Here is a 16,003-nt window from a genome sequence, read left to right as displayed (position 1 = left end):
TCCTACCGTTTCGGTGGGTTGCGAAGCAGGGCGCTCGCGGGTGCCGACAGACTGCAGACTATTCGACACCCTCCTGTCGACTATTGTCCACCTCCGCAACAGGTGCCTCCGCACCCGCTGGAGCCGGGCCGGCCCGCGGCCCCGAGGGCCACGGACGGCCCCGAGGCGAGGTACCGGGCCGGATAGCCGAGCCGGGTCACGGCGTCGGCGAGCCGCTTCGGGTCCGCCCGGCCGGGTTCGTACTCCACGCCCACCCGGCCGGCCGCCAGGTCCACCCCAACGGCCCGCACCCCGGGCAGGGCCCGGAGCGCCTCCACCACCCGGCCCTCACAACTTCCGCACGAGAGCCCCTCCACGGCGAAGAGCACCCGGTCGGTGGGCCCGCCGCCCGCAGGCGCCCCCTTCTCCCCCACGGCCGCCGTGGCCAGGAATCCGGCGGCCAGAAGCACCGCCACAACAACGCCGAAACGTACGATGCGCATCGAATGACTCCTTGGTTCGTCGTTGGTCGTTCGTCGTTGGTCGTTCAGGGACGAAAGGGACGTCAGGGACGGAAGGGACCCGGCCACCACGCCCCCTGGCCCCGCACCGCCGCCCAGCCGCCCAGCCGCCCAGCCGCCCAGCCGCCCAGCCGCCCAGCCGCCCAGCCGCCCAGCCGCCCAGCCGCCCAGCCGCCCAGCCGCCTAGCTTCCCGCCACCGCGTCCTTCACAATCCGGTCCTCCTCCACGATGCGCCCGTCGGCCACCCGCAGCACCCGTCGGGCGTACCCGGCGCACTCCGGGCTATGGGTGACCATCACCACGGTGGTGCCCTCCTGGTTGAGCCGGGTCAGGAGGTCCATGACCTCCCGGCTCGTTTTCGTGTCGAGGTTTCCGGTGGGCTCGTCGGCCAGGAGGATCGGCGGGTCGTTCACCAGGGCCCGCGCGATGGCCACCCGCTCCTGCTCGCCCCCGGACACCTGGCTCGGGAGCCGGTCGGCCTTGGCCCCGAGCCCCACCTTTTCCAGCGCCTCGACCGCCATCCGCCGCTTTTCCCGGCGGGGGGCCTTCACCGTGGCCAGGGGCAGCATCACGTTCTCTGCCAGGGTGAGATACGGCACGAGGTGGAAGCTCTGGAACACGAACCCCAGGAACTCCCGCCGGAAGTCGGCGCGGCGCTCGCTGTCGAGGCCGTACACGTCGATGCCGTCCACCACGAGCCGGCCCTCCGTGGGGGTGTTCAGGGCGCCCAGGATCGAGAGCAGGGTCGATTTGCCCGAGCCCGATTCGCCCATCACGGCCACGAACTCGCCGGGTTCGATGGAAAAGGTCATGCCGCGCACCGCGAACACCGCGGCCTCGCCGCTTCCGTACTGCTTCGTCAGGTTTTCCGCAACGATATGGGACATGGGAAGACTCCGTTGGTCGTGGGTCGTTGGTTGTTCGTCGAAAGGTGGCGTGGGCCCACTGCGTTCCACCGACGCTGCGCCCCGCGCGCGTTCACGGGGCGCCCTACAGGGCCCGCAGAGCCTCGTTGGGGTCGAGCCGGGCCGCCAGGAACGCCGGATACACGCTGGCCAGGAGCCCCAGGGCCACCGCCAGCACCAGGGCGCCGCCGGCAAGGACCGGGTCAAGGGGCACGCTCACCGCGTGACCCCCATGGTGGGCCATGGCGTCCCCCGCGCCCCCCGCAAAAACAGGCACCAGCAGGCGAGCCCCCAGATACCCGGCCAGGTATCCGACCACCCCGGCCAGGGCCGAGACGACGCCGGCCTCCAGGAGGATCACCCGCATGACGTGGCTCTTCCGGAACCCCACGGCCCGAAAGATGCCGATCTCCACGGTCCGCTCCCGCACGCTCCCCATCAGGGTCACGAGCACCACGAGTCCGCCCACGAGCACCACCAGGGCCGAGACCCCGAGGGAGAACTTCTGGAAGTGCCCGAGGGTCTCCATGCGGCCCTTCACCACCTGCTGGATCGCCATCACCTTGGCGCCGGGGAGCACCTCCGCGATCTGCCGGACCATGTCCTCGATCGGGCAATCGGCGCACAGAGCCGCCACCTCGGCGAGCGAGATCCGCCCCTCCTTCTCCAGCACGAACTGGGCTGCCCCCAGGTGGGTGAAGATGAGGTGGTCATCCTGGGACCCGGTGGGTTCCAGCACCCCGGCCACCCGGAACTCCCACCCGTCGAGCGCCACGGAGTCACCGGGCCCCAACCCCAGGGCCCGAGCCGCGTCGGCGCCCAGAAGCACCTCGTTCTCCGCCGGGTACCCGCCCCTCACCTGCCACCAGGGCTTCAGGACGTGCGTCGCGTCGAAGTCCACGCCCGCGAGCAAGGCGTTTTGGCCCTCCACCTCCACGACCCCGAGCAGGACCGGCCCCACCGCGGCCACGTTGCCCGCGTTGCGGATGGTGGCGATTCGGTCCAGTTCCGCCTGCCGGATTTCTTTCGTCTCGAACGACACCCCCCCCAGGTTGAGCCCCCCGTAGGTGAGCGACAGGCTCTCGGTCCGGGGCACGATGAGGATGTTCGCCCCGTATTGCTCGAGCTTGTGGTTCACGTCCTCCACGAGGGCGCGCGACAGGGTCATCAACCCCACCACGGTCGCCACGCCCACGACCAATCCGGCGAGCACGAAGGCCGCCTTGGCCTTGCGCCTACGCAAGTTCAGAAGAGCGATGTCCTTGAGCGTCATGGTCAGCCCTCCCGCCCGAACTGGAAGTACCGCCGGCCCTCCAGGATGTCGGCCACCCGGAGGATCACCTTGCCGTCGCGGACCTCACGCTTCAGGGGGGCCGGGTTGCACCCGCCCTTCACCTCCATGACCTTCACCGACGGAAACCGCATGCGGCAGTTCTGGCAGACCATTTCGTCCCCGTCCTGCCGGTACCCCTTGCCGGCGGGCCAGCAGGAGTCGCAGGCGTCGAACGCCGTCCGGATCACGCCGTCGGAGCTCTTGAGGACGAAGTACTTGATCGTGACGCCGTCGCCCGCCTCGTACTGGAAGAACCGGGCCTTGCCGTCATCGAACTGGTCGGCCGGAAGCACGATCTCGCCGGCATGGGCCGCGGTGACCGCGGCGACCTCCGATGCGGGCCCACCTCGCAGGCCCCAGAAGGCCACTCCCGCGCCCACCACCACGACGGCGCAGGCGATCATCGCGAGAAGCGGCGCCTTCGAGCGCTTCGGTTTCTCCTGGCCGAGCACGGCGGCCTTCTTGGCGGCGAGTTTGTCTTCGGGGCGGTTCGTGTTCTGGCTCATGGTTCAACTCCTCTCCGTTTTCTTCGGCTTGAATGTGGGTGGTTCTCTGACCCGTTCCGGCGGCCCCCCTCCGCGACCTTCATCCTTGGCCAACGCCGGGGACGGGAGGCTTCGCGGCAACGGGGATCGCCCCGCCCCACGGGGACGGGGGGCGACCGCGGACAAAAGTGAACGATGGAACAATCGGAAATCAGGGCACACCACGGGGTTGGCGCGACCCGGAACGAAGGCGCACCGCGCCCCGTCCGGGGGTGGCCCCCTACGGCACTACGGGCTCAACACAGAAGGGAGGTGTTCTGAAGGTACAGGGGGGTGGGTGGCGCGGTCCCCGGGATGCGCATCCGCTCGTGACGGGGGGCCGGCCCGGGGGCGGGAACCCTCCCCACCATCGGGGGGAGCACCGCCACCGCCTGGGAACCCTGGGCCGCCGGGCTGGCGGCCACCGCGGCGGGCGGAACGGGGTCGCCGACATCGCGCTGGATGTCGCAGGGGACGGGGGCGTGGTCGCAGCAGCAGCCGCGGGCGCCCATGTCCCCGGCCCCGTGGTGGGCGGGCGCCTGGGCGCAGCACGACAGACCACAGTCGGGCATCCGGGGGGCGAACCCCAGAAGCGCCACCGCCACCGCGAGCCACGCGGCGATGCTTCCGGTTCGTCGTGCAACGGCCGGCAGGGTCAAGCAGGGCTCCTCAAGCAAACCAGATTGGTCTTAAACCGAGTCCACGCCAACATACGCCTCCCGCCCCTGATCGTCAAGCGACCCGCTCAACTTTAGTCGAAATCCGCCTCCCCGAAATCGCACCCCAGGGCCGGCTAATCCGGCCGGCGGCGCGGGATTCCGAACTTCTCCATCCGGTAGAGCAGGATGTGCCTCGGAATCCGCAGGAGCTTCGCGGCCCGGGTCTGGTTCCAGCCGGTGCGGTGGAGGGCCTCCTCGATCACGGCCCGCTCCACGTCCTCGAGCGAAACCCCCTCGGGGGGCAGGTGGAACGAGAACCCGTCGCCCCGGCCCTCCCGGGGCTCCGGTTCCCGGATCTTCTCCGGGAGGTCCTGAAGGCGGATCGTGTCCCCCTCGGTCAGCACGAGGAGCCGCTCGATAGTGTTCTCGAGCTCCCGCACGTTGCCCTTCCAGGAATACCGGGTCAGGGCCTCCATGGCCTCGGGGGTGATCCGGATCGCCCGACCGGGGGCGAGCTTCTTCAGGAAATGGGCCACCAGGAGCGGGATGTCCTCGGGCCGCTCCCGCAGGCTCGGCATGTGGATCGGCACCACCGCGATCCGGTAGTACAGGTCCTCCCGGAACCGGCCCTCCTCGACCTCGGCCTCCAGGTCCCGGTTCGTGGCCGCCAGGACCCGGGCGTCCACCCGGATGACCTCGTTCGAGCCCACCGGGGTGATCTCCCGCTCCTGGAGGGCCCGCAGGATCTTGGGCTGGAGGTCCAGGGGCATCTCCCCGATCTCGTCGAGGAAGATCGTCCCCCCGGCGGCCTCTTCGAATCGGCCCTTCTTGTCACGGATCGCGCCGGTGAACGCGCCCTTCTTGTGCCCAAAGAGCTCGCTCTCCAGGAGTTCTCGGGGGATCGCCGCGCAGTTCACCGCCACGAACGGCCGGTCGGCACGGCGGCTCAGGCGGTGGATCGCCCGGGCCGCGAGCTCCTTTCCGGTGCCGCTCTCCCCGGTGATCAGCACCGAGGCGTCCGAGTCGGCCACCTTCTCGATCAGACGGTAGACCGCCTGCATCGCGGGGGAATCGCCCACGATCTTGTCGGCCTCCTCGATCCGGCGCACCTCCTGCCGGAGCCGCACGTTCTCGGCCTCGAGGTCCCGCACCCGCAGGGCCTTGCGCACCGCGAGCTTGAGTTCGTCGCGGTTGAAGGGCTTCGTGATGTACTCGGCCGCCCCGGCCTTCATGGCCTCGACGGCCATCTCGATGGTGCCGAACGCCGTGATCACGATCACCTGGGTTTCCGGCGCCTCGGCCTTGATCCGCCGGAGCAGGTCCATGCCGTCCATGCCCGGCATCTTGATGTCGGTGACCACCAGATCGAACGACGCCCGGTCCAGCTTCTCCAGGGCCTCCTCGCCGCTCGCGGCCGTGGCCACGGCGTAGCCCTCCTCGGCCAGGTTGTACTCCAGGATCCGCCGCAGGCTCTCGTCGTCGTCGACCACCAGCACCCTAGCCATCGGTCCCCTCCGCCACGGGCAGGGTCAGCACGAACCGGGCCCCGCCCTCGGGCCGGTTCTCCGCCACGAGCGTCCCGCCGTGGGCCTCGGCGATCTTCCGGCTGATGGCGAGCCCCAGGCCCGTGCCCTCCTCCTTCGTGGTGTAGAACGCCTCGAACACCTTGCCCTCCTCCCCCGTAGGCAGCCCCGGCCCCTCGTCCTCCACGCACACCCGGGCGAGCCGCCCGGCCACCTCCCGGAACTCGGCCGCCGGCACCAGCCCGGGGCAGGACCCTACCCGGACCCGCACCCCCCTGCCCGGGGGGCTCGCCTGCACGGCGTTCAGCACGAGGTTGAGGAGCACCTGCTTCAGGTGGGCCGGCCGGCCCCGCACCCGTACCGAGCCGTCGGCCTCCACGGCCAGAGTGACCCCGGCCTTCCGGGCCGGGGTGGCCACGAACGCGGCCACCTCCCGGGCCAGGGCGGCCAGGTCCACGGCATCGGCCTCCTCGTCGGCGCGGGGCCGGGCGTAGCCCAAGAACTCCTCGACCACCTGGTTGAGCCGGTCGGTCTCCTTGAGCAGGATCTCCAGGAACTCCGCCTTGGGGTGCCCGCCGGGGAACTCGTCGCGCAGGATCTCGGCCGTGCCCTTGATCGCCCCCAGGGGGTTTCGGATCTCGTGGGTCACGGCGGCCGCGAGCTGCCCGATGGCCGAGAGCCGGTCGGCCCGCCGCAGCTGCTCCTCCACCTGGAGCAGGGTGTCGGCCTGCCGCCGCAGTTCCTCGTAGGAGCGCTCGAGCCGCTCGTTGGCGAGCTGGAGCCGGCGGCGCTGGGCCCGGTCGCGGTTGGCGAAAAAGCCCACGAGCCCGGTGAACACGAAGTAGAGCCCCACCTCCATGACCCGGTTCCACAGCTCCCGGCCCATGTCGTTCCAGTACATCATGATGTGGGGCACGTAGATCGCGGCCACCACGCCAGAGACCGCGAGTCCTCCCCGCAGACCGAACCACACCGCGGCGAGCCCCACCGGCAGGTAGTAGAGCCGGCGGTACACGTCGTGGAGCAGGGGCCGGGCCGTCGGCGTGCCGTAGTGCAGGAGCGACACCCCGAACACCAGCACCCCCACCACCCCCACCTTGAGCCAGAAGTCCTTACGCGGATCGTTCACCAGCATGCTCGTTCCCTCCGGACGGTCGGCCCCAGGGCCAAGCAAGGGCCGTACCGCCGGCCGTAACCGCCCGGATTCCCGTCGTCTTTCCCGGAGCCAACCCGGCCGGAGCCTAGCACCGCCCCCCCGGGGTGTCGAGTTTTCTACACGCCGCAGACTATTCATCTCCATCGAACGATCGTCCCGGATTCCACGAAGACGCATCTCGCCCGTTTTCTTCCGTCATCTCAATCATTTTTCGATTTTCTCCCCCGCTTGGCACGCCCAATGCTTTCCACTCTGGGCAAACGCTACCCGCTCTCTCACCCAACCCAGAGGAGGTGCACCATGAAACGCATCGTCATCCTCACGGCCCTCATCGCCCTGCTCGGTGTGGCCGGCCTCGGCCTGGCGGCGCCGGCCGCCGCGGACTGCGGCTGCAATACCGCCAAGCAGGCGACCCCCCACCAGGGGCTCGAGCCCCTCGACCTGCTGCGCTAGGCGCGGCAAAGGAGGTGTACCATGAAGCGCCTGATCCTGCTCGCCCTCGTCCTCTCCGTGCTCGCGGTGGGCACCGTGAGCCTGGCGGCCCCGGCGGCCCCCGCGTCGGCGGCCTGCACATGCCCCTCGCCCGGAAGCGGCCCCGGTCTTGAGCCCGTAGACCTCGTGCGCTGACCCCAGCGCCCCGGAGCTGCGCCGATGCCGCCCGACCCGCCGGGCCCTCTGGAACCAGGGGGCCCGGCGGCGTGTCGGGGCCCAAGGTCCGAGAAGCGGCTTGCTCCCGCCCCGGCTGTTCCGTCGACAGGCGACAGCCGGCAGCGCTTCCCTGAGACCTGTCCTCCGAATTCCGACGCCCGGTGCGGCAGCCGCTCTCCCGGGGGCGGTCCCGACGGCTGCGGTGGGATCAGACGGGAGGTGAGCCGCCCAGCCGGGGAAACAACAAGACGTCGGCCGGGGCGGTTGGACAACTCGACTGGAGGTGGGGCGGGGACAGCCTTTGGGGAGGGAGAACAGGAGGGGGGAGGGGTGGACCAGACCCCTCCCCCCTCTACAGGAGGAATGGGAATCGGGGTTGGGTCGATTCCCGACCCGTTGTGCCTGCATACCTCGTGCCCGACCCGGGACGCACCGGGACCGCGGGCCAACCACCCGATTTTCCGCCTTTTTGCCCACACCCGACTTACCACAACGCCCCGGCATTTCCTGTACAATATTCTCCACCACTGTAGAATAGTATACAAAATCAAACATTGTTATTTTTGAGTTGACGCATCAGGTTCGGCCTGCTAAAAGCACCGTGGTGGGATGGTCAGAAGGGCCAATCCACAGACGCACCGGCGAAACCCGCCACGCGAAAGGAGGTGATGGAAAAACGGTTTGACTGGACGAAATGCGGTGTCGCGAGTCGTTCTCCACGAGATCCACCCCATCAGGAAAAGGAGGAAGGTGCATGCGCAAGTACCTGGTGTCCGCAACCCTCGCCGCCGCGGCCCTCGCCGCCGCGGCCCTTCCCGCCCAGGCCGCGATCGACTTCTTCGGCACGGCCAAGGTGAAGCCCACCTTCTACAGCAACTTCGACTTCGACGACTCGAAACCCGACGCGCCGACCCTGAACGAGGGCGGCTGGGCCTCGGGCGAGCACATGCGTGCCGAACTCCGGCTCGGGTGGCAGGCCAAGGGCGACAACTGGTTGGTGAAGATGATCGCCGAGGCCGACGTGATCATGAACAAGGACAACGGCGACCGGTCGTTCTACGTGGGGGCCGAGAAGAACAACCAGCCCAACGCGGGCGGGGAGTTCGGGATCGAGCGGGCCGAGTTCCTCTACACCTTCGCGCCCCAGCTCCAGCTCGAAACCGGGTGGGACATCCGGTTCCTCGACCTGAAGACCGGCGGCCTGCTCTACGGCGACGACCACCCGTTCATCGGGTTCCGCGGCAAGCTCTCCGAGATGTTCTCCTATGAGGTCCTGTACATGCCGATCCAGAACGGGGACGTGATCGGCACCCGGGACGACTGGCAGACCGGGGACTGGCGGGTGTACACGGCCAAGGTGGACGCCACCTTCGACACCGGCATGGGCAAGTTCACGGTGAGCCCCCTGGCCGCCTACAGCGACAACGAGGACAAGAACGTGAACGTCACCTACTACGGCCTCGAGGGCCTCGGGCAGATCGGGCCCGTGAAGCCCAGCTTCGAGATCGTGGCCGCGAACGGCGAGTTCGAGGACGGCGGGCCCGACGTGAAATCGTGGGCCGCGTTCGCCGGGCTCGAGGTGCCGGTGAGCAAGGCCCTCTCCCCCTACGTGGCCTTCCGGTACGCACGAGGCGACGACGACAAGAGCGACGAGGACGTGGAGGGGTGGCTCGGCATCACCGACATCGGCCGGTTCACCCCGCTCATGGGCATGGACGGGAACATCCTGGGCGAGCACCTGGCCTCGGGCGCGAGCGTCTACGGCGCGTCCCTCTACGCCTACGCGCCGGAGCGGGCCGTGGGCGGCAATACCTACGGCGGCATCGGGAACGCCGGTTCCGGGAACAACCCCGGCCAGCGCCTGATCGCGGTGGGCGCCAAAGGCGACCTGGGCGAGTTCGTGCCCAACCTCTCGTACAAAGCCCAGGCCTTTTTCATCTGGTACGACCAGACCGGCAACCTGACCAACGTGAAGGATCCCGGCGAGGACGTGGACGACTACGCCGGCACCACCTTCGACCTCCAGCTCGCCTACAAGTTCAACAAGAACTTCTCCATCGACAACATCTTCTCGGCCTTCGTGCCGGGCCAGGGCATCGAGGACCAGGTCGACGCCAACGACACCGCCTGGCTCAACATGCTGACGCTGGCGTGGACGTACTGATCCACCCCGTTTCCTCCGCGCGGTTCTGACCCAACCCGCATCGGGGCCCCGACGACGGGGCCCCCTTTTTTCCCGCCCCCCGGCGGGGCGGCCGTCAGAGGAGGCACATCATGCGCAACGTTCGCCGTTGGACCCCCTGGATCGCGGGCCTGGCCGTGCTGGGCCTGCTCGCGTGCGCCGGTCCCCAGGCCAAGACGTCCGGAAAACCCCTCAAGGTCAAGTGCCCGGTGTGCGGCACGGAGTTCGAGGCCAAGCCCGACGGCGGCTGAACCGGAGGGCCGCCTTCCTTTGGATCTCCCCACTTATCCAAAACGAATTTCAGGGAGGATTTCCCCATGCGGACAAAGAGCGTTTCCAAGACCCTCGCGTTCGTCCTCGCCGCCGCGGGCCTGTCCCTTCCCGCGGCGGCGGCCGAGTTCGCGTTCCACGGCGACCTCAACAACCGGTTCAACGTCTGGACCAACCACAGCGAGGTCTACAACACCTCCGGCGCCTTGGAGAAGGGCGTGTCCAAGATTCAAAAAACGGCCAGCGACTCGCAGAACACCACCTGGGGCGAGGTCAAGTACCGGCTGTGGACGGAGGCCGCCACCAACGACGGGGCCGTGAAGGGCGTGTACGCCATCGAGCTGGGATCCGTGCGGTTCGGCCGGTCCGGTTCGGTGGGAAAGAGCGTGGGCGGCGAGTTCTCGGGCGACGGCGTGAACATCGAGACCCGCTGGGCGTACACGGACTTCCAGGTGCCCGGCGAGGGCCACATGCCCCGGGTCCGGATCGGCCTGCAGCCCTTCAGCGTGAACAAATACCTTTGGGAGGAGACGGCCATGGGCGTCTCCTTCCAGGGGACCCTGGGCCCCGCCGACTACCGCGTGGCGTGGATGCGGGGCAAGGAACTGTTCAACGACGAGCCCGACGAGAACCTCGACTCCCTCGACAGCTTCCTGGTGCGGTTCGACGGGAAGCCCATCCAGGCGCTCAAGATGGGGGCGTTCGTGCTCTACCAGCACGAGAACAGCCGGGGGGCGCCGGGCGCCGTGGACGCCGGCAAATATGGGCTCAAGCAGTTCGGCGACGTGGACCTGAACCTTTACAGCCTGGGGATCGACGGCCGCTACACCCGCGCCACCGGCTTCGGCAACCTGTTCTTCAACTTCGACCTCATCTACCAGACCGGCGAGGTGAACAACGCGGCGTTCACCGGCCTCGACGGCAGCCGCACGGGGAACTTTGACCTCGCCGCCTGGTTCGCCCACGCCGACCTGGGGGTCAACGTGGGCAAGACGCGCCTGACCTACCACACCTGGTACGCCTCGGGCGACGACGACGCCTCCGACGGCGATTTCAACGCGTTCCTCGCTACCGACGTGGACATGGTGGACAGCGTCATCTTCTTCGAGGGCGGGTACACCGACGACACGTACATCACGGAGCGGCCGTACCTGCTGGACAAGGGCCTGTTCCTGAACAAGCTCGCGGTGGATTTTCTGCCCTCGTCCCGCCTGAAGGTGGGGGCGGCCCTGCTGTACCTGGTGACGGCGGAGGATCTCGAGTACACCGACGGTTCCGGCCGGAAGCGGAGCGAAAACGCGCTCGGCACGGAGCTCGACGCGTACGTGAGCTACAAGCTGTACGAGAACGTGGAACTCGCCCTGAACGCGGGCTATCTCTTCGCGGGCGACGCGATGGACGCCTTCGAGATCGACCGCGACGGGAAGGCCGACGAGAACCTGTTCCGTTCCACGGCCCGGGTGCGGTACAAGTTCTGATCGACCCCCTGGTGCCCCACGGGTGCGGCGGGCGGCCCGGGTCGGGTCCGCCCGCCGTTTTCTTGGGGGGAAACCGATCCCCCGGACCGCCCGGCCGGGCGGCGTACAACCCCGCCGCCGCGCCACAGACCTAAGGGGAGAATCCCCATGCTCCACCGAACCTTGGGATGGGTTTTGCTGATCGCCGCGCCGGCCCTCGCCCGGGCCGCCCCGCCGCCCGTGGTCGCCCTTGTCGCCGAGGACCTTGCCCCGACCGCGGGGGTGGTCGTGGGCCGCGACGGGGACACGGTGCTTGTGGCGCTCGACGGGGGCAGGGCCTTCACGGTGAACGATCTCGTCGCCGCGGTAGAGCCCGGCCCCACGATCCGGCACCCCGAGACCGGGGAACCCCTCGGCCGCCGGGACCGGGTGGTCACCAGGCTCCGGGTCATCCGGGTGCGCCGGGGCTTCAGCGAGGCCGTGCCCCTGCGCGGGGACCCCCTTCCCTCGGCCGGACAGCCGCTTCGCCGGTTCGCCTCGCTGGCCGCCGGGTTCGTGGACGAACGGGGAGACGGCCGCGAGCTGTACGAGGCCCTCCGGGAGGCCCTTCCCGACCTGGAATGGCAGGGCTATTCGGCCGGGGCCGGGGCCGCCGTCTCCTCCGCCGACCTCCTGTTCCGGTGGGGCGGCGCGGCCCTCGTGCTCCGGGACCGGGACGGGGTGCTGCTCCGCTCTTACCCTGTCTCCCCGCCTTCCGCTCAGGCGCGCCCCGCCGCCCCGGCCGCCGCGGAGGCCGTGGCCCTCCCCGTGCGGGTGCTGGCGGGGGCGTTCGGCGCGCCCCGGGGCGAGCCCGCCCTCGCCGCCTCGGACGGCGACCGGGTATGGGTGATCGACTGCGGCTCCGGAGGGCTCACCCTGGTGGCGCTGCCCGATCCCGGGCGGGTGCTCGGGGTGGGCTGGTGGCGCCCGTCCCCCGGGGGGGACACCTTCCTGGTCGTCAGCCAATGGGAGGACCGGTCCGATCTGTACGAGCGCCCCGCGGTCGGCGGCACGCTCGTGCGCTGGGGAGCCGGCACGGCCGCCGCGGAGGCCCGGGGCATCCCGTATTTCCTCGCCCCCGTGGATACCGACGGCGACGGGACGGCCGAGACCCTGGTCGCCCAGGAGTACTCGGCAGAGGGCTTTTTCGGCCCCCGGGTCGGCCGGCTCCGCTGGGACCCGCCGTCGTGGAACTGGCACCCGTTCGAACCGCCCCTGCCGAGGGGGTTTCGCGCGCTGGGGGCCGATCTGCGCCTCGGGGAGGCCCCCTCCCCCGCCGTGGCCGCGTGGTTCCGGCGGGGTGCGCTCCGGTTCTGGCCCGGGACCGGAGGCCCGCAGACCCTGCTGTCGGACGCCGCCGGCAGCCTCCACTCGGTCCTCCACGTGCGAAACCCCGAGGCCTTCGACCAGATCCACGACCGGATCACGCTCTACCCCGCCCCGGTGATCCTCGGGGGACGAGATCCGGAGGACGCCGTGACCGTTGTGTTCGCGAGGACGGAACGAAGCCACGGGTTTCCCCCCGTGCCCGTGGAGAGCCGCATCGTGCGCGTGCGGTGGGGGCCCGGGGTCGTCCGGTCCGCCGGCGCCGAGCCGCTGGGGCCCGCCCTTGACGGCGCCGTGCAGGTGCTCGGGCGGCTGGGCGAAGAGCTCTGGGTGGTCGTGACCCCGTCGGATCCCGGGCAACCCAGCCGGATGTTTCGTGTGCCGCTTCCGCCCCCGTCCCCCTGAGGAGGACCGTACCATGAGGTTTCGACGCTTCGCCCTGGCGACACTGGCAATTCTGCTGGCCTGCCCGGCCTGGGCCGCACCGTGGCAGAAGATCGCAGCGGCCCTGGACCGGTGGGGCCGACCGGGCACCGCGGCCCTGCGCGCACCGGGTGCCGAGCCGCTGGCCGAGCCGGCCATACGGGATCTGGTCGGGGTGTTCACCGACCGGGGTTTCGTGGTGATACCCGCCGTGAACGGGGGGGGCGTCCCGCCGGACGCTTCGTTGACGGTGGAGGTGCGTCGCGAAGACGGCCGCTGGGTCGCGGCCCTGCGCCGGACTTCGGACGGGGCGTTTCTGGCCCTGGACGAGGCCGGGCCGCCGGAACCGGGGTCGAAGGGCACCCCGCCGCCCGCGCCGCGCCCCGCCGGGCAGGCGGCCCCCGCGCCGAGCCCCTCCCCGGAACGGCCCCCTGCCGCGCGGACCGTGGAGCTCTCCGACCGGCCCCGGGGCCTCTGCGCCGTGGGGGGCGAGATCGCGCTCCTCTACGACGACCGGGTGGTCCGCGCCGCGATGGGGCCCGACGGTCTCCGGGAGTTGGCCCGGTTCCCGGCCCCGGTCCGCCCCAGCCGGGCCCTGTGGATCGACGCGGGGGACGCGGACGGCGACGGTACCCCGGAACTCGCCGTCACGTGGGCCGAGGACGTCTCCCAGGTGTACGAGGGCACCGACTCCCGGCCCCGCTCGGTGGTGCTCACCTGGCCCGGGTTGGAGCCGGCCAGCGAGGTGCTGCCGGGATACCTTCGCATCGTGGGTGGCCGGGCCCTCTTCCAGCGCCGGGGGCGGTTTTCGGCCTTCGAGGGCCCCGTGGCCGCCCTGGCGCCCGAGGGCGGCCGCTGGCAGGTGCGGGGCGCCGCGGACTGGCCGGCGGACCACGCCCTCTACGAGGCCACCCCGCTCCCGGACGGCCGGTGGCTCAGCCACCGGCCCGGGGAGCGGTGGCGCCTCCAGGGCCCCGGGGGAACCCCCGGCCGGGCGGTGCTCCTCACCGATCTGGGGCGGTTCCCGGGGCCCGCCGTGGCCGTGCGGCTCGAGACGCCCGAATTCCGGTCGGGATTCGAGAAGGAAGACCGGGTCACCGAACGGTGGGTGGGGCTGCCGAGGCGGGTGATCGTGGACCCGGCCACGGGCGCGATCTACACGATCCGCAGGGGGCGCTCCCCCGGGCTGCCCCTGGTGGGACGGCCGAGCGGCGCCGACGCGGTGGTCCGGCTGGAGCCCGGCGGGGGTGGGATCGCCGCGGAGGAACCCTACGGACGGGTGGAACTGTTCGTGATGGACTTCGCCCTGGCGGACGACGGGGGCGCCGTGCTCCTCGCCAACGAGCGGGAAGACGGCCGGGGCGCGGCCTTCCTTTGGATCGCCCGGCCCTGACCCGGTTCGCCGGCGCGAAACGGGCCGTCCCGAAGGAGGGACGGCCCGTACGCGTTCGTGCCGCAGGGGTCGGGGCTACATCCCCATCATCCCCCCGCCGTGCATGGGCATGGGCCACTCGAGGGGGCCGTGGCCCTCCGTGCCCCCGTGGCCGGCTCCGCCCATGGGGCCGAACCCCATCGGGTACATGTGGCCGGTGAGGTCGTTCACCCCGTCGCCGTCGGCATCGATGAAGGCGTCGTTCTTCCCGTCGCCGTCGGCGTCCACCCAGCCGAACCCGTGGCCGTAGGGCATCCCCGTCACGTCGTCGATGCCGTCGCCCTCGGCATCGCGATGGGCCATGGCGAACCCGTGCCTCCAGGGCATGCCCGCGTGGTGGCCGAAGCCCGGCTGCTCGTCCACGATCCGGTCCCCGTCGGCGTCGGCGAACCGGTCGTTCTTCCCGTCACCGTCGGCGTCCATCCAGCCGAACCCGTGCCCGTAGGGCATCCCCGTCACGTCGTCGATGCCGTCGCCCTGGGCGTCGTGGAAGAAGTCGTTCACGCCGTCGCCGTCCTGGTCCACCCACCCGGGCATGGCCATGTAGGGCACGCCGTCGAGGTCGTTCACCCCGTCGCCGTCGGCGTCGACGAACCGGTCGTTCACCCCGTCGCCGTTTTCATCGGCCCAGCCGAAGGGGTGTTCGAAGGGCATGGCCGTCAGGTCGCAGATCCCGTCGCCGTCGGCGTCCTGGAAGAGGTCGTTCTTCCCGTCCCAGTCGGCGTCCATCCAGCCGAACCCGTGGCCCAGCCCCCCCCGGCCCCGGTCGTCCATCCCGTCGCCGTCGGCGTCGACGAACCGGTCGTTCACCCCGTCGCCGTCGGCATCGGCCCAGCCCATGTCCATCAGGTAGGCGTACCCCTCGTGCGGCGTTCCGGCGTCACACACCCCGTCGCCGTCGGCGTCGGTGCACAGGTCGTTCTTGCCGTCACCGTCCTCATCCACGAATCCGAACCGGTACCCGTCGAACCCTGTATGGTCCACCACCCGCCCCCCCGCGATCGTCACCGTGCCGAGGTCCAGGGGGCGGGAGTCCATCATCCGCACCGGCACGGCCGCATCGGTCCCGTCGGGCAGGTGCACCATCAGGGTGTGATCCCCGTCGGGCACCCCGGTCATCGTGAATCCGCCGTCGGCGCCCACCGGCACCCCGGCGGGGGCATCGTCCAACGAGACCGTGGTTCCCGCCGGGGCCGCGGCGCCGAGCCGCGCCGCCACCCGTCCGGCGGCCGGTTCCACGGAGAGCACGCCCGACACCGTGCCGCCGTCCGTGACGGACGCGCTCGTCGTGCCGCCGCCCCCCGAGGACCCGCAGCCCCCGGCTACCAGGCCGAGCGCGGCCGCGGCGGCCCACACGGCCCACGGCCGCCGGTACGGCCGGGTTCCAAACCTCTTCACGGCGTTTTCGTTTCGCATGGTCTTCTTCTCCGTTCTTCGTTGCGGCGGGGCCCGGCCCCCCCGCTCGGGTAGTTTTAGTCCCTACCCTTCGGTTAACGCACCACGCACTTGGCCCGCCCCACAATCGTACACTGATTGAAAGGAAAAAAAACCGTAACCAAAAAAACCCTTTACCCCACGGCCACCCCCCACATAACAAGTCGATTTAAGCTTGGCTCGTTCCTTTA

15 protein-coding genes are annotated in these 16,003 nt (G+C 70.4%); 7 read left to right on the top strand and 8 right to left on the bottom strand.

Annotation, left to right across the window (positions count from 1 at the left end; all coding sequences use genetic code 11):
- Window positions 1–80: 80 nt before the first annotated feature.
- The 7 genes from ACYQ8L_RS03365 to ACYQ8L_RS03335 form a co-directional block, all read right to left on the bottom strand.
- Window positions 81–482: a heavy-metal-associated domain-containing protein gene (locus ACYQ8L_RS03365; protein ID WP_459940358.1), complete on the bottom strand. Its 402-nt coding sequence runs from the start codon at window positions 480–482 to the stop codon at window positions 81–83.
- 201 nt (window positions 483–683) lie between these two features.
- Window positions 684–1,388 (bottom strand): ABC transporter ATP-binding protein, encoded by a 705-nt coding sequence (locus ACYQ8L_RS03360; protein WP_459940357.1) that lies wholly within the window; start codon window positions 1,386–1,388, stop codon window positions 684–686.
- A gap of 103 nt (window positions 1,389–1,491) precedes the next feature.
- Window positions 1,492–2,679, bottom strand: a complete 1,188-nt coding sequence (locus ACYQ8L_RS03355; protein ID WP_459940356.1) for an ABC transporter permease — start codon at window positions 2,677–2,679, stop codon at window positions 1,492–1,494.
- A 2-nt stretch (window positions 2,680–2,681) separates the two neighbouring features.
- Entirely contained in the window at window positions 2,682–3,245 is a 564-nt protein-coding gene (locus ACYQ8L_RS03350) for a Fe-S-containing protein (protein WP_459940355.1), read from the bottom strand.
- A 275-nt stretch (window positions 3,246–3,520) separates the two neighbouring features.
- Window positions 3,521–3,922 (bottom strand): hypothetical protein, encoded by a 402-nt coding sequence (locus ACYQ8L_RS03345; RefSeq protein ID WP_459940354.1) that lies wholly within the window; start codon window positions 3,920–3,922, stop codon window positions 3,521–3,523.
- Between the two features lie 134 nt (window positions 3,923–4,056).
- The gene (locus ACYQ8L_RS03340) at window positions 4,057–5,427 is read right to left on the bottom strand and encodes a sigma-54-dependent transcriptional regulator (RefSeq protein WP_459940353.1); all 1,371 of its coding nucleotides are present in this window, start codon (window positions 5,425–5,427) and stop codon (window positions 4,057–4,059) included.
- Window positions 5,420–6,574, bottom strand: coding sequence for a sensor histidine kinase (locus ACYQ8L_RS03335; RefSeq protein WP_459940352.1), 1,155 nt, complete (start codon window positions 6,572–6,574; stop codon window positions 5,420–5,422). Before ACYQ8L_RS03335 ends, ACYQ8L_RS03340 begins: the two co-directional genes overlap by 8 nt.
- 327 nt (window positions 6,575–6,901) lie before the next feature.
- Between ACYQ8L_RS03335 and ACYQ8L_RS03330 the strand changes: the two genes are divergently transcribed.
- From ACYQ8L_RS03330 to ACYQ8L_RS03300, 7 genes are all read left to right on the top strand, one after another.
- Complete coding sequence (locus ACYQ8L_RS03330) at window positions 6,902–7,054, top strand: hypothetical protein (RefSeq protein WP_459940351.1); 153 nt, start codon at window positions 6,902–6,904, stop codon at window positions 7,052–7,054.
- A 21-nt stretch (window positions 7,055–7,075) separates the two neighbouring features.
- Complete coding sequence (locus tag ACYQ8L_RS03325) at window positions 7,076–7,228, top strand: hypothetical protein (protein WP_459940350.1); 153 nt, start codon at window positions 7,076–7,078, stop codon at window positions 7,226–7,228.
- 775 nt (window positions 7,229–8,003) lie between these two features.
- The gene (locus ACYQ8L_RS03320) at window positions 8,004–9,413 is read left to right on the top strand and encodes a porin (RefSeq protein WP_459940349.1); all 1,410 of its coding nucleotides are present in this window, start codon (window positions 8,004–8,006) and stop codon (window positions 9,411–9,413) included.
- A 110-nt stretch (window positions 9,414–9,523) separates the two neighbouring features.
- Window positions 9,524–9,682 (top strand): hypothetical protein, encoded by a 159-nt coding sequence (locus ACYQ8L_RS03315; RefSeq protein WP_459940348.1) that lies wholly within the window; start codon window positions 9,524–9,526, stop codon window positions 9,680–9,682.
- A gap of 66 nt (window positions 9,683–9,748) precedes the next feature.
- Entirely contained in the window at window positions 9,749–11,179 is a 1,431-nt protein-coding gene (locus ACYQ8L_RS03310; protein ID WP_459940347.1) for an alginate export family protein, read from the top strand.
- 147 nt (window positions 11,180–11,326) lie between these two features.
- Window positions 11,327–12,928, top strand: coding sequence for a hypothetical protein (locus ACYQ8L_RS03305; RefSeq protein WP_459940346.1), 1,602 nt, complete (start codon window positions 11,327–11,329; stop codon window positions 12,926–12,928).
- A gap of 13 nt (window positions 12,929–12,941) precedes the next feature.
- Entirely contained in the window at window positions 12,942–14,339 is a 1,398-nt protein-coding gene (locus tag ACYQ8L_RS03300; RefSeq protein WP_459940345.1) for a hypothetical protein, read from the top strand.
- Window positions 14,340–14,414: 75 nt separating this feature from the next.
- Here ACYQ8L_RS03300 and ACYQ8L_RS03295 read toward each other — a convergent pair whose 3' ends face one another.
- Window positions 14,415–15,794, bottom strand: a complete 1,380-nt coding sequence (locus ACYQ8L_RS03295) for a hypothetical protein (protein ID WP_459940344.1) — start codon at window positions 15,792–15,794, stop codon at window positions 14,415–14,417.
- Between the last annotated feature and the right edge of the window lie 209 nt (window positions 15,795–16,003).

It is taken from the genome of Deferrisoma palaeochoriense, from assembly GCF_054656955.1.
This window is presented reverse-complemented; position numbering and strand designations above follow the sequence as displayed.

Bases quoted from the DNA above. Each gene is read 5' to 3' on its own strand.
- ACYQ8L_RS03365 (WP_459940358.1), bottom strand. From the start codon at position 482: ATGCGCATCGTACGTTTCGGCGTTGTTGTGGCGGTGCTTCTGGCCGCC.
- ACYQ8L_RS03360 (WP_459940357.1), bottom strand. From the start codon at position 1,388: ATGTCCCATATCGTTGCGGAAAACCTGACGAAGCAGTACGGAAGCGGC.
- ACYQ8L_RS03355 (WP_459940356.1), bottom strand. From the start codon at position 2,679: ATGACGCTCAAGGACATCGCTCTTCTGAACTTGCGTAGGCGCAAGGCC.
- ACYQ8L_RS03350 (WP_459940355.1), bottom strand. From the start codon at position 3,245: ATGAGCCAGAACACGAACCGCCCCGAAGACAAACTCGCCGCCAAGAAG.
- ACYQ8L_RS03340 (WP_459940353.1), bottom strand. From the start codon at position 5,427: ATGGCTAGGGTGCTGGTGGTCGACGACGACGAGAGCCTGCGGCGGATC.
- ACYQ8L_RS03330 (WP_459940351.1), top strand. From the start codon at position 6,902: ATGAAACGCATCGTCATCCTCACGGCCCTCATCGCCCTGCTCGGTGTG.
- ACYQ8L_RS03325 (WP_459940350.1), top strand. From the start codon at position 7,076: ATGAAGCGCCTGATCCTGCTCGCCCTCGTCCTCTCCGTGCTCGCGGTG.
- ACYQ8L_RS03320 (WP_459940349.1), top strand. From the start codon at position 8,004: ATGCGCAAGTACCTGGTGTCCGCAACCCTCGCCGCCGCGGCCCTCGCC.
- ACYQ8L_RS03315 (WP_459940348.1), top strand. From the start codon at position 9,524: ATGCGCAACGTTCGCCGTTGGACCCCCTGGATCGCGGGCCTGGCCGTG.
- ACYQ8L_RS03310 (WP_459940347.1), top strand. From the start codon at position 9,749: ATGCGGACAAAGAGCGTTTCCAAGACCCTCGCGTTCGTCCTCGCCGCC.
- ACYQ8L_RS03305 (WP_459940346.1), top strand. From the start codon at position 11,327: ATGCTCCACCGAACCTTGGGATGGGTTTTGCTGATCGCCGCGCCGGCC.
- ACYQ8L_RS03300 (WP_459940345.1), top strand. From the start codon at position 12,942: ATGAGGTTTCGACGCTTCGCCCTGGCGACACTGGCAATTCTGCTGGCC.
- ACYQ8L_RS03295 (WP_459940344.1), bottom strand. From the start codon at position 15,794: ATGCGAAACGAAAACGCCGTGAAGAGGTTTGGAACCCGGCCGTACCGG.